Here is a 13043-nt window from a genome sequence, read left to right as displayed (position 1 = left end):
TGCTGGACAAGTAGCCACATACACAATAGCCGAGGCGCTGCTGCACCTCGGCTATAGTGTATGTGGCAGATCTCCGGCTTTGATGTCGCCGCCAGACCCGAAGGTCCGTTTCCTGCGTTCCCTTAGCGAACAGGCCGAAAGGGGCAGCGCGTGCTGCCCCCTCATTTTTTGATCAATTGCCCAGAGAAATTCCGAGGTCCTTGATCAACGGTTGCCATACGGCCTTGTCGTCCTGCCACCGCTGCTGGAAAGATTGCGGGTCGCTCTTGGGCATGCCGAGACCGAGTTGCTCATATCGGGCTTTCACGGTTGAATCCTCAAGAGCCAATGCAAGCGCGTCGCTGTATTTCTTGACCACATCATCGGGGGTGTCATGGGGGACGACCAGCGCCTGCCAGGCCACGGCGGAAAAACCGGGGAGGGCCTTCTCTCCAAAGGTCGGCACATCTGGGAGTGCTGGAAGACGGGATGCGGAAAAAGTCGCCAGGGGGCGAAGATCACCGGAGCGGATCATTTCTCGTCCGGTGGTATAGTCGATAACAATCGCCGGGACCACCCCGGCAAGGGCGTCGTTAAGCGCCGGGGCCATGCCACGATAGGCGACGTGCTCGAGCTTGATATTCCCTTCCCGAGCCATTCGCTCGACAGCGAGATGCAAGGGTGTTCCAATGCCCGGGCTTGCATAGGCAATAGGCGTCGAAGATTCTTTCGCAGCCGCTAAAAATTCCTCAACGGTCTTGTATGGCTGGTCCTTGCCGACAGCCAACAGGAAGTTGACTTCAGCATATACGCCAACGGGCCGGAAATCCTTGTCTGGGTCATATTGAAGCGTGCGATACGCAACTGGATTGATAACCAGGGTCCCGTTGTCGACGGACATCACGGTTAGTCCGTCGGGCTTGGATTGGGCAAGCGCCGCTGCTGCAATCGCGCTGCCGGCCCCCGGCCTGTTGTCGATGATGATCGTCTGGTTGATCGTTTTTGAAATTGGTGCTGCGAGAAGGCGCGCGATGGCGTCGGTGGAGCCACCCGGCGGGTAGCCGACAAGCCACCTAATTTGGTCGGTGGCCGCACCAGCCGGCGAAGTCATCACGCCGATAGCGCCGAAAGCGATCGCGGCGGCAAGCACGCACCGTCTCTTCAGAAAATTGGTATTCATTTCGTCCTCCCTTTGATTGATGGTTTTAATGCGGATCCTTTGATGGAAAGGGCCAGGAATTTCCTCCGAAATCCCAGTCGATCTAGCGGTCGAAGGATCTGTGTGTCAGGCGATCGCGCGCGATCGTGACGCCCACGCGCAATCGGCTCCCCGTTCAGGCGAATGTGTTGCTGAGCGACCCGATTCCAGAGACCGATATCTCGACCCGATCTCCCGACTTGAGAAATCGTGGCGGCGTAAAGCCGATGCCGACCCCTGCAGGCGTGCCAGTTGCAATCACATCGCCGGGATTGAGGGTCAGGCCCGCAGAAATTGCCGCCAGCAACTGGGGAATCTTGAAGATCAAGCTCCCGGTGTTGGCCTTTTGCCGTAGTTCGCCGTTGACCTTGCATTCGATGTCGAGGTTTTCACCGTCGATTTCGTCGGCCGTGACGATCCACGGACCCATCGGACAAAATGTGTCGAGGCCTTTGCCTGCAAGCCACTGCTTGTGGTTCTTCTGTCGATCTCTGGCGGTGACGTCGTTGATGATCGTGTAGCCCCAGACATGCTTCATGGCGTCGGCCTCGGAAATATTGCGACCGGGACGTCCGACGATCACAGCCAATTCGGCTTCATAGTCTACCGCCTGTGTTGCTTGCGGGTGCATTTCGACCACGGCGTCCGGCCCGACAACGGTGCTCGGAGGCTTGGAGAAGATTGCCGGATAAGAGTCAATCTCCTGGCCTTTTACCGCTCCTGCTTCGAAGCCGCTGCCGGCGAATTCCTTTGCGTGTTCAAAATAGTTCTTGCCCACGCAGAAGATGTTGCGATCTGGGATAATGGGGGCCAGGAGCTGGACGTCTGAAAGCGGTAAGCCAGCTTCTGTTGCAGGCCGGTGGTCAAAACCCGAAATTGACAGCCGAATCAGATCAGCCGTGCCTGTTAGTCCATGATCGAGTGGGTGCACAACGTTATTCGCCGTGTCGACCACGCCCAGCAATACCTTACCTTCGCTGAGAAAGCGCGCGATTTTCATATCAATACCTTTTTTATGGCGAATGCCGGGGTCATTCGGGGCCGGCATTCGCGGCCACTTTATTTCGTTAGAACTGCGGAAGACGAATTTCGAGGAAGAGCGCGCCTTCCGAGGCGGTGATTGCCGCGGGTGCATCGGTCGGCAGAAGTTCAATTGCTGTCTGGGGGCCGTAAGTTTCGCCGTCGACAGTGATGTGCCCTTCGCTCAGAAACAGGACCTCAATGGTGTTTCTCGTTCCGGTCTTGAAGGTCGATCCCGCGTCGATCTTGATGAAACGAAGCCGTGCTTCGCGCTCGGTGAACACGCCAAGTGTTTTCGTTGACACACCGGCCTGCTCGGACTTCACCCACGGGCTTGCTTCAGGATACATCATGATGACATCATCATAACGAGGCTCGGCGAACTCGAGTTTCTTGCCGGTCGCTTCTTCGACGCAGGCCGCAGAACCGTCCTGATTATGCTTGTTGCCCTTTTCGTCATACCAGGTGAAAATGCCGTTTTTGAATTCACCCTTCTTTTTCAGCGCTTCGTTGGCGGCTTCACGTCTCGCCACGCTGAGGAAACCTTTACCGCTCGCACCTCCGAATTGAATAACCATCATTTCAAGGCCTTCCGGCCTGTCCTGCGGGCCGTAGTGAACGCTTTCCGGGAAATAAGCGACGGTGCCTTCCTTCATGACTTTGTGGGGCGAAACGGGGTAACTCCCCTTGAGAACGTAGCGGACCTGATCAAAATCGTGACGATGACGAGGGGTGCCCCAGCCACCGGAACCGGTGCGGCCAACGTTCAGCAGATAGTTGTTGGGAGAATCGTCTTCGCCGGTGAGGAGAAACTTCTGGTCGAGCTTGCCGTCTCGCATGCTGCCGACGCTTCCACCCGCTGATTTGGCTGCTTCTGAAATGCGCATCGTATCCTCCAAGGTTTGCGTAATCAGGTTCCCTTGGTTTTAAAAGACATGACGCCCCGCGGGAATACGGCGATTTCAAAGGGTATAAGTTAAGTTATCACCTCCGCCGCCTGGAGCCGGTTCTTGGTTGATTATCCACCAACGGCGTTTCACTTTGCTCGTGCTGGAACGTCTCGCCGCATCTTCGGCAAATCTGGATCAATGTATCTTTTTGATTGAGATGACCGCGGTTGGCTGCGCGCCAGAATATTCAGTTGGGGATCGCGAAATGTCAGATACAAAGGCCCGCAGGGTTAATCCACTTCTTGCCAAAATGGCCGCGGGAGAACTTGCTGTCGGCATGATCGTGCGGCTTGTCAGAGGCGTCGAAATCGTCGCGGTCGCAAAAACGGCGGGCTTCGATTGCCTCTTCCTGGATCAGGAGCACAATAGCTTTTCTTTAGAAACCATCAGCCAGATCTGTATCGCCAGCAATCTGGCGGGGATCACCCCGCTGGTGCGTGTTGTCGACGCAAACCATGCTTCGATCGCGCGGGCGCTGGAGTGCGGAGCGATGGGGGTGATTGTCCCGCAAGTCGAAACCGCCCACGATGCAGCTGCAGTGGTCAAAGCCGCCAAATTTCCTCCGCTTGGTCACCGTTCGATCGCGCCGTGCCTGCCGTTGCTCGATTTCCGGCCGACCCCTGCGGTGGAGGCGATGCAGACCATCAACGACGCGACAATGGTCGTCGTTATGATGGAATCTCTGGCTGCGCTTGAAGCCGTCGAAGAAATTGCGGCAGTCGAGGGTCTTAACATGATCCTGGTTGGCGCAAACGATCTTTGTAACGCTCTGGGTCTGCCCGGGCAAATCGAGCATCCGACGGTGCGCGCAGCTTTCGAAAAGGTGGCCAAGGCCTGCAGCGCAAACGGGATTTATCTGGGGGTGGGCGGATTGGGTTCCAATCCGGCGCTCGCCAAAGACATGATTTCGCTCGGTGCGCGATATGCGACCGCCGGCGCTGACATAACATTCTTCACCAATGCGGCAATTGCCAATGCAAGGAAATTCCAATGACGGCCAAAATCCCCACTCAACTGGATGCTGACTCAGCCGCTGTCGCTGATACGTTTGTCCATACTCCCCTTGATACGGGCGTGCCACAGTGGGCGCGCGACTTTGGTGTCGCCGGCAAGGTTGTTCTTATCACCGGCGCCGGCCAGGGTATCGGCCGCGAGCTTGCGCGCCAGTTCGCGGCCGCTGGCGCAACGCCTATCCTTGCCGACCTTAATATCGACAATGCGCAACGTGTCCGCGATGAAATTCTCGCTCAAGGGGGAAAGGCGACAGCCCATCCCGTCGATATCGCGGACGTCGCCTCTGTTGACGCTCTGGTAGCCGCAGTACTGGCGGAATACGGTCGTATCGATGTTCTTATCAACAATGCTGCGATGTTTGCTTCTCTTGACAAGCGCCATTTTGAGGCGATCCCCCTCGAAGAGTGGGATAGGGTTCTGCGAGTGAATATCACAGGCCCGTTCTTGTGCGCCCGCGCTGTTGTTCCGGCCATGCGAAAAGCGGGCTGGGGACGGATTATCAACATATCGTCTGACGCCGTTCCGAAAGGTGTACGCAATTACCTGCACTACGTCACCTCGAAATCGGCCATCATCGGCATGACGAATGCGATGGCGCGCGAACTGGGGCCGGACGGCATCAACGTGAACTGTATTCGACCTGGCCCGGTGGCGACGGAAGTCGAACGCGCGGTCAATCCGACACTTGATCTCAGGCGTCTGCAACTCTCGCAACAGTGCATACAGAGAGGGATGGTTCACACTGATCTCGTGGGATTGATGATTTTCCTGGCGACACCCGCATCCGGTTTCATCACAGGTCAAACCATCGCGGTTGACGGCGGTTACACCCACAGCAGTTGAGGAGCGTGTATCATGCGCGAGTACGGAAAGCTTTTTATTGATGGCGAGTGGGTTCAACCGTCGATTTCCCGAACCGTCCAGGTGACGGACCCTTCTACGGATCTGCCCTTTGCCTCGGTCGCTCTGGGCGGAGCGGAGGATGTGGATCGAGCAGTCGCTGCGGCGCGACGGGCATTCGAGAGCTTCTCTCGAAGCTCGGTTCCGGATCGGTTGGCGTTGCTGGATGACATTGCCGCCGCATACGAGGCCCGAATGAGCGAACTGTCGGCTGTCGTCGCCGAGGAGATGGGATTCCCGGTCAGCTCGAACGTCCAGGTTGCCGGCCCGCTGATGCATTTCCAGCAAGCCCGTAAGGTTCTCCAGAACTATCATTTTGAGACACGTATCGATGACACGATTATCCGGCGTGAGCCGATTGGCGTCTGTGGACTGATTTCGCCGTGGAACTGGCCGATCCAGACGTTGACTGTCAAGATCGCCTATGCGTTGGCGGCAGGTTGCACAGTCGTCTACAAGCCAAGCCAGGTCACGCCTATCAGCGCAATCGTCTTGACCGAAATCCTGGAAGCCGCCGGCGCGCCGAAAGGGGTAGTCAATCTTGTCAACGGCGACGGCGCTACTGTCGGCGAGGCGCTGGCTGCGCACCCTGACGTCGACCTGATCTCGTTTACAGGGTCGACCGGAGCAGGTGCGCGTGTTGGGGCGGTGGCGGCCCAGACGATCAAGCGCGTTTCTCTCGAACTCGGCGGAAAATCGGCAAGCATCGCACTTCGCGATGCCGATATCGCCGCGGCCGCACGCTGGACGATCCAGCGCTGCTTCTTCAATACCGGGCAGTCCTGCCATGCTCCGAGCCGTCTGTTGGTTCCCCGGGAGCGGCTTGGTGATGCTGTGGCGGCAATACGCGACGAGGTCACGAAATTCCGGATCGGAGACCCCCGCGACCCGGTGACAACGATGGGTCCCATGGTCAGCCGCTCGCAAAGCAACAGCGTCCAGCGTTACATCGAGACCGGTATAGATGAGGGCGCAACACTTGTGTGTGGCGGTCCAGGTTTACCGGGTGGTGTCAATCGTGGCGCCTTTGTCCGCCCGACGGTGTTTTCGGAGGTGACGCCTGCGATGACTATTGCGCGCGAAGAGATTTTTGGGCCTGTGCTTGCGGTGATCTCCTATGACGATGAGGAGGAAGCTATCTCCATTGCGAATGATACCCCGTTCGGTCTTGCCGGGTATGTTTTTTCAGCCGATTCCGAAAGAGGCTATGCAGTTGGCAATCGCCTTCGCGCAGGACGCGTCTTCTACAATGGAGCCGCGGCCAATCCCGCTTCACCGATGGGCGGTTACAAACAGTCGGGCAACGGCCGGGAAATGGGGATATTCGGTCTTGAGGAATATCTCGAGATCAAGGCAGTATTCGGTCTTAAGGAACGTGCTCAGATACTGCCGTCCCTGACGGCATAGTCGCGTTACGGGTCGGCGCCTCACTTTCGAGAGCCGCCCGTTCCCGTTCGCGGTTTGAAAGCTCCTGCCCAACTGAACTTACGAGCGAGACGAGTTCTCGGCTTGGCTCATCGAGTTGGTGCCCCTCCCGAAAAAACACCGCGATATTTCGTTCCAGCGCTGAATCGGTGACGTCAAGGCGGCATAGGCGACCTTCATCGAGGTCGACACGAACTGCATGGGCGGGCAAGACAGCGAGGTGATCGCCGTTGACAACGAGCGATTTTAAGAGCGTCACAGACCCGCACACGGTCATATGTTCCGGCGGCGGCACGTTTGCGTTTCGAAGGGCAGCATCAAGAATGACGTGGGACCGTCTGGCTGTTGGGCATACCCACGGGTACGTCACCAAGACATCCCATTGTAGATCCGGCTCATTCGCAAGCGGATGCCCTGCACGAGCAATGACGCATAGTTTGTCGCGAAACAGAACGCGTTGGCGAAGCCCGTTTTCCAGATCGTAGCATTCCGTGAAGCCAAACACGAAGTCGAACTCCCGACGAAGCAAGCCCGTCAGGAGGTCGATTTGAGGAACCTCTACGACCTCAAGTTCACGTTCCCGGTAAATATTGCGCCAGCGATTCAACGCGATGGGGATGACCGAGCTTGCAAGGCTTGGAAGGCTGCCTACGCGGATCACCCCAGGATCACCGCCCTGCACACTCATAAGCGCTCGTGCGGCCAGACCGATTTCATCACGTATCAAGCGGGCGTGACAATATAAAACCTCGCCGGTTGTCGTGGGGATGACACCGGTGGGGCCTCGTTCAAGCACCTTCATCCCCAGCTCTTCTTCAAGCCGGTTCATCGACGTCGAAAGCGCGGGCTGTGAGATTTGCAGAGCACGTGCCGCACTTTTCAAGCTGCCATGCTCAATGATCGTTGCGAGGTAGAGAATCTTTTTCGGATCGATCCGCATGGCGCTGTTCAGCATCTCATTTGTCTCCTCTCGACTTGCGATGACAATAGCACCGCGTTCCCTGGCAGGATTGTACCTCGAAATGCGCATATGGTGAATGAGGGGGATAGCAAAATATTATACCTCTTCCCGCGAGACGGCTCACTGCGATGGCGCCCGGCAGGCGTGTCGATTAGAGTTGTTTTGATAAATGCCATTTGGAGGTGGCGTTTGAACTTGGGAGGAAGACAATGATTACCCGAAGAAAATTTATCGCAGCGGCGTCCACCGGTGCCGTCCTGGGGTTAAGCGGCGTCCGCGTCGCAACAGCGCAAGCGGAGTACCCGACAAGGCCCGTGAGTATTATCATCGGCAACCCTCCAGGCGGCGACGACGATACACTCAGCCGATTTCTGGCTGAGCAGGTGCGCGCGGATATCAAGCAGACGGTGATCGTTGACAATCGCGGCGGCGGCGCCACGACGGTGGGCGGCAATCTCGTCGCTTCCTCAGAACCGGACGGGTATCGCATACTTTGTCTCACGACGTCGGGTATCGTCCAGACGGTGCTTCGCGATAACCTTCCCTACAACCTCGACAGTTTCGCGCCTATCGTGGGCATAGGTGGCTATCCCATGGCGTTGGTGGTTTCAGCGCAGTCGGATATCAAGACTTTCGAAGATCTTGTGAAAGTCGCGAAGTCGGGCGATGGCATCACCTACGGAAGCGCCGGTGCCGGCACTCTCGCGCATCTCACCGCTGTTCGCTTCCTGAAAGAAATCGGTGGCAAGGGCGTTCATGTGTCCTTCAAGAACAATCCCGAGGGTCTACAGGCGCTCGGCGGTAACTTCATCCAGATGATGTTCCCGTCGGCGCGTGAGGCAGCGACGCTTTCTGCAAACGGTCTTCTGCGCACCCTGGCCGTCACTTCTCCCAAGCGAACCGCAAATCTGCCTGATGTTCCCACGACTGCGGAACTGGGCTATCCGGCGGTCGATAGCACTCTTTGGTACGGCTACATGGCCCCGAAGGGGACGCCCGATCCTATTGTGAAAAAACTTTCCGACGCGATCAGCCGTGGTGTCCAGAGCGAGGCGTTCAAATCTAAGTTCGATCCCTTGGCTTTCCAGGAGGCATTGTTAAGCGGTCCGCAACTGCGCGAATTCATGACCGCTCAGGCACAAAAATGGCAATCGGTCATCAAGGAAAACAACATCAAGTTCACCGACTGACAACCGCGTCGTCAATCCCCGGGGCAGCATTCTGCTCCGGGGCCTATGCAGAAATAGGCTTGTTCACAGAGCCTAAGAGGACTTTCAATGAAGAACTACCAGATGCTTATTGCCGGCGAGTTTGTCGACCCCGCTGACGGCCAATTTCTCGAAACAACAGACCCGTATCGTGGCGAGGTGTGGGCAAAAATCCCACGGGCAAAATCCACTGACGTCGATCGCGCCGTGAATAGTGCTTACGAGGCCTTGACCTCCGGCCCATGGTCGCGGTTCACCGCGACGCAACGGGGGAAGTATCTCAACGCAATCGCGGATCAGGTCGAAAAGCATCGTGACCGGCTTGCGGAGATCGAAACGCGTGACAATGGGAAGCTTCTTCGCGAAACACGTGGCCAACTTGGCGCAATCGCGGAATGCTGGCGTTATTATGGAGGTCTTGCCGACAAGATAGAAGGGCAATCGATCCCGATCGAGAAGGCCGACGCACTGGCCTTTACGACCCGTGAACCGATCGGAGTCGTCGCGGCGCTCACGGCATGGAATTCACCTTTGTGGTTTGCGGCGATCAAGTGTGCGCCGGCTCTTGCGGCAGGCTGCACGGTCGTCGTCAAACCATCGGAATTCGCATCGGCAAGTACGTTGGAATTCGCCGCCCTAGTCAATGAAGCGGGCCTTCCTCCCGGAGTCTTCAACGTTGTGACAGGGCTCGGTCAGGAGGCTGGCTCAGCATTGGTGGAGCATCGGAACGTCGCCAAAATCACCTTCACCGGTTCGGATGTGACGGGTGCTCGCGTGTACGAGACCGCCGCCCGGCAGATGAAACGAGTCTCGTTGGAGCTTGGCGGCAAGTCTCCGAACATCGTGTTCGAGGATGCCGACATGGCGCTTGCCGCTGCTGGTGCTGTATCGGGTATTTTCGGCGCTTCGGGTCAGATGTGCACGGCCGGCTCGAGGCTTCTGGTCCAGCGCAGCGTTCTTGACGAATTTACCGGCCGACTGATCGATCTGGCGCGCAACATCCGCCTGGGCGATCCGATGGACCCGGAGACGGATGTCGGTCCTATCGCCACACCACCTCAGTTCGAAAAAGTGATGCAGTATCTGGATGTCGCCAGAGCCGATGGCGCACGCTGCATTCTTGGCGGCAAGGTCGCAGCCGGTCCTGGGCTTATTGGCGGTCAATTTGTCGAACCGACTGTGTTCGCGGACGTATCCAATCAAATGCGTATCGCGCAGGAAGAAGTTTTCGGTCCCATCCTGTCCATCATCGCCTTCGACACAGAGGAGGAAGCGGTGAAGATCGCCAATGAGATTGACTATGGCCTCGTTGCCGGTGTCTGGACAACCAATATCGGTCGAGCCGTTCGCATGTCCAAAGCCTTGAATGTGGGCACTGTCTGGGTGAACACGTATCGCGCCTACAGCTATATGGTCCCCTTCGGTGGCATGAAGCGATCGGGGCTGGGCCGCGAAAGTGGAGTCGAGGCCGTCAACGAGTATCTCGAGACGAAGAGCGTGATCATCTCGGTCGCCGAGGATGTGCCGGAAAACCCCTTCATAATGAGATGAACGGAGAAGTTTTTCGATAAGCTTCTTCCGCTTGAGACGGCAGGGAGGCCGTATCATGAGCGTACAAAATAATACGGCGTCAGCTGGGCGCCTTGATGGACGACGCATTGTTGTTACAGGCGCGGCTTCGGGCATAGGAAAAGCGACGGCCGAACTTTTCGCAGCAGAAGGCGCCCAGGTTGCCTGTCTTGACCTGAACCCAGCTGCCGTCTCCGCCGTAGCGCAGGCCATCGGCGGTTTTGCAATCCAAGCCGACATCACCAATGAAGACGACCTAACCAATGCTTTTGGCAGGGCGGCTTCCCATCTCGGTGGCATTGACGGTCTTGTGAATGCGGCCGGCATCATGGCGACGGGCTCTGTGCTCGACATGCCTGTCGCGACGTGGAAAAAGATCGTCGAGGTCAATCTCGTTGGCGCCTATCTGGTAACCAGGGCGTGTTTGCCGTTTTTGCGCAGCGCCGAGGCCGGCACGATCGTCCACGTGGCATCTGCTCAGGGTTTGTTACCCAATGCGCCAGACCACACAGCCTATGCCGCGTCCAAAGGCGGCGTTGTGAACCTGAGCCGCGCTCTTGCCGCCGAGTTGTCGCCGCAGGTGCGGGTGAATGCCGTGTGCCCCGGCATGGTGGATACACCGTTGGCGGTCGGCAACAAAGGCAATGTGGCCAATTACGCGCTGAAACGGATCGCAGAAGCTGGTGAAATTGCCAGCGCCATCCTGTTCCTGACCAGCAAAGATTCTTCCTACGTCACCGGAGCAATCCTCGCGGTCGATGGCGGTCGATCATTCCACTGAAATTCGGAAATAAAGGCGAGAAAAGAAATGAACGCGAACGTTAACGCGAAAAATATCGCCAGCGGAGTCATTCTGCTCACGATTACCGCGATAGGCTTCTATATCAACCTCGATTATCCGGTCGGAACAGCGAGCCGTATGGGTCCCGGATACATGCCGCTCGTCGTGCTTGTTACGCTGGGGGGTCTTTCGCTTGGCGTCCTCTTCACCGGCATTCGCGGCACGCCCGAGGGGCTCGGAAAGTGGGCATGGCGGGAAATGGGCCTGATCCTTGCCGCGCTGGCGATATTTGGCGTGATGCTTGAACATATCGGAATGGCTGCCGCTACCATAGCCCTCGTCGTGATCAGCGGTTTGGCGGATAGGACCCAGACGTTGAAAGGCATCGTGGCTTTGGCCGTCGTTCTGGTCGCCCTCTGCTGGCTGATCTTCACGTGGGGCCTGCAGATCAACGTTCCTTTTCTTCCGCGCTTTCTTGCAAACTATTGAGGTCAAGTCAGATGCTAGACAATCTCGCACTAGGCCTGTCGGTCGCATTTACCTACCAGAACCTGGCTTTTGCCTTCTTTGGCTGTTTGATCGGCACCGCGATCGGCGTTCTTCCCGGAGTGGGTCCCGTCGCAACGATCTCGTTGCTGTTGCCCATGACGTTCGGTCTCGACCCGATCACGGCGATGATCATGCTGGCAGGCATTTATTACGGCGCTCAATATGGAGGATCGACCTCGGCCATCCTGCTGAACCTGCCTGGTGAAGTGACCGCCGTCGTCACCACCCTCGAAGGCCACAAGATGGCGCGTGCCGGACGAGCCGGCGCAGCACTCGCCGTTGCGGCAATCGGTTCGTTCTTTGCGGGAACCGTTGCTACATTGGTGGTGGCGGCCTCCGGTCCGCTACTAACGGCGGTCGCCATGTCGTTTGGACCCGCGGAATATTTTTCGCTGATCCTGCTTGGCTTGATCGCAGCGACGGTTCTGGCGCAAGGGAACATGTTCAAGTCGCTTGCCATGATCGTCCTCGGCGTATTGCTAGGCTTGGCGGGAACTGACCTGCAAAGCGGCCAGATTCGATTCACGCTGGGGTTTCCGCAATTATTCGAAGGGGTTGGTTTTGTCCCGCTCGCCATGGGCCTGTTCGGGATCGCCGAGATTATCCGTAACCTGGAATGTCCGGAAAATCGGTCTGGCACAGTGTCGCGGGTGGGCAGTCTGTGGCTGACGAAGAAGGAATTCGCACGTTCGGTTCCTTCGGTACTTCGTGGCACTGCTCTGGGGTCGTTGCTGGGAATATTACCGGGTGGAGGTCTCGCGCTCTCGACCTTCGCCTCCTACATGCTCGAACGGAAAGTGTCGAAGTATCGGGGTGAGTTTGGCAACGGTGCAATCGAAGGCGTTGCAGGCCCGGAAAGCGCCAACAATGCAGCCTCACAGACGTCGTTCATTCCAATGCTGACCCTTGGAATTCCCGCGAACGCCGTCATGGCGCTGATGATTGGTGCGCTCATGATCCAGGGTATTCAACCCGGGCCGCGTATGATCGACGAACAACCCACACTGTTCTGGGGACTGATCGCCAGCATGTGGATCGGCAACCTGATGTTGCTGGTCATCAACCTCCCTCTAATCGGGATTTGGGTATCTTTGCTCAAGGTTCCGTACAAGTATCTTTACCCTGCGATTTTGGTCTTCTGTGGCATAGGTGCATATTCCGTCAACAATGCCGCCTTTGACGTCTATCAGACGGTGCTGTTCGGACTTGTAGGCTACATTTTGATCAAACTGGAATTCGAGCCGGCGCCTTTGCTTATTGGGTTCGTCCTTGGCCCGTTGCTCGAAGAGAATTTGAAGCGCGCCATGGTCTTGTCTCGCGGCGATGTGAGTGTCTTCATCGAACGACCGGTCAGCGCCGTATTCCTGATCTTGGGGTTTTTGGCTCTCGCAGCGATGATATTGCCCAATATTCGCCGGAAGAAAGATGAGGCTCTAGCCGAGTAAGGCTTCATCCCTATCTCGTTCAAAGTATCCGCCTCCCATGGAGT

Annotated in this window: 12 protein-coding genes; 8 read left to right on the top strand and 4 right to left on the bottom strand. The window is 57.2% G+C overall.

Annotation, left to right across the window (positions count from 1 at the left end):
• Window positions 1-172: 172 nt before the first annotated feature.
• The 3 genes from L901_RS08275 to L901_RS08265 all read right to left on the bottom strand — a co-directional run bounded on the left by L901_RS08275 (window position 173) and on the right by L901_RS08265 (window position 3084).
• Window positions 173-1159: a tripartite tricarboxylate transporter substrate binding protein gene (locus tag L901_RS08275; RefSeq protein WP_059755403.1), complete on the bottom strand. Its 987-nt coding sequence runs from the start codon at window positions 1157-1159 to the stop codon at window positions 173-175.
• A 154-nt stretch (window positions 1160-1313) separates the two neighbouring features.
• Window positions 1314-2225, bottom strand: coding sequence for a fumarylacetoacetate hydrolase family protein (locus tag L901_RS08270; protein ID WP_245289620.1), 912 nt, complete (start codon window positions 2223-2225; stop codon window positions 1314-1316).
• A 19-nt stretch (window positions 2226-2244) separates the two neighbouring features.
• Window positions 2245-3084 (bottom strand): hypothetical protein, encoded by an 840-nt coding sequence (locus tag L901_RS08265; RefSeq protein WP_059755401.1) that lies wholly within the window; start codon window positions 3082-3084, stop codon window positions 2245-2247.
• A gap of 127 nt (window positions 3085-3211) precedes the next feature.
• On the opposite strand from L901_RS08265, the gene L901_RS08260 reads away from it, so the two are divergent.
• From L901_RS08260 to L901_RS08250, 3 genes are read left to right on the top strand one after another with little or no spacing between them, the layout of a single operon-like run.
• Window positions 3212-4141: an HpcH/HpaI aldolase/citrate lyase family protein gene (locus L901_RS08260; RefSeq protein ID WP_245289619.1), complete on the top strand. Its 930-nt coding sequence runs from the start codon at window positions 3212-3214 to the stop codon at window positions 4139-4141.
• A complete protein-coding gene (locus tag L901_RS08255; protein ID WP_082710540.1) occupies window positions 4138-5004 on the top strand; it encodes an SDR family NAD(P)-dependent oxidoreductase in 867 nt (288 codons plus the stop codon). Before L901_RS08260 ends, L901_RS08255 begins: the two co-directional genes overlap by 4 nt.
• A 12-nt stretch (window positions 5005-5016) precedes the next feature.
• Window positions 5017-6468, top strand: coding sequence for an aldehyde dehydrogenase family protein (locus L901_RS08250; protein ID WP_059755398.1), 1452 nt, complete (start codon window positions 5017-5019; stop codon window positions 6466-6468).
• Here L901_RS08250 and L901_RS08245 read toward each other — a convergent pair.
• Window positions 6428-7441 (bottom strand): LysR family transcriptional regulator, encoded by a 1014-nt coding sequence (locus L901_RS08245; protein WP_082710547.1) that lies wholly within the window; start codon window positions 7439-7441, stop codon window positions 6428-6430. The two genes, L901_RS08250 and L901_RS08245, sit on opposite strands and share 41 nt — an antisense overlap.
• 215 nt (window positions 7442-7656) lie before the next feature.
• On the opposite strand from L901_RS08245, the gene L901_RS08240 reads away from it, so the two are divergent.
• The 5 genes from L901_RS08240 (at window position 7657) to L901_RS08220 (ending at window position 12999) form a co-directional block, all read left to right on the top strand.
• A complete protein-coding gene (locus tag L901_RS08240) occupies window positions 7657-8637 on the top strand; it encodes a tripartite tricarboxylate transporter substrate binding protein (RefSeq protein ID WP_059755394.1) in 981 nt (326 codons plus the stop codon).
• A gap of 87 nt (window positions 8638-8724) precedes the next feature.
• Window positions 8725-10206: an aldehyde dehydrogenase gene (locus L901_RS08235; protein ID WP_059755392.1), complete on the top strand. Its 1482-nt coding sequence runs from the start codon at window positions 8725-8727 to the stop codon at window positions 10204-10206.
• Between the two features lie 55 nt (window positions 10207-10261).
• Entirely contained in the window at window positions 10262-11005 is a 744-nt protein-coding gene (locus L901_RS08230) for an SDR family NAD(P)-dependent oxidoreductase (protein WP_059755390.1), read from the top strand.
• 27 nt (window positions 11006-11032) lie between these two features.
• Complete coding sequence (locus L901_RS08225; RefSeq protein ID WP_059755388.1) at window positions 11033-11494, top strand: tripartite tricarboxylate transporter TctB family protein; 462 nt, start codon at window positions 11033-11035, stop codon at window positions 11492-11494.
• Window positions 11495-11505: 11 nt separating this feature from the next.
• The gene (locus tag L901_RS08220) at window positions 11506-12999 is read left to right on the top strand and encodes a tripartite tricarboxylate transporter permease (RefSeq protein ID WP_059755385.1); all 1494 of its coding nucleotides are present in this window, start codon (window positions 11506-11508) and stop codon (window positions 12997-12999) included.
• The last annotated feature ends 44 nt before the right edge of the window (window positions 13000-13043 follow it).

It is taken from the genome of Agrobacterium sp. D14, from assembly GCF_001526505.1.
Taxonomy (GTDB): Bacteria; Pseudomonadota; Alphaproteobacteria; order Rhizobiales; family Rhizobiaceae; genus Agrobacterium; species Agrobacterium leguminum.
Note: the sequence above shows the minus strand (reverse complement) of the source record. Positions and strands in the feature narration are given on the sequence as shown.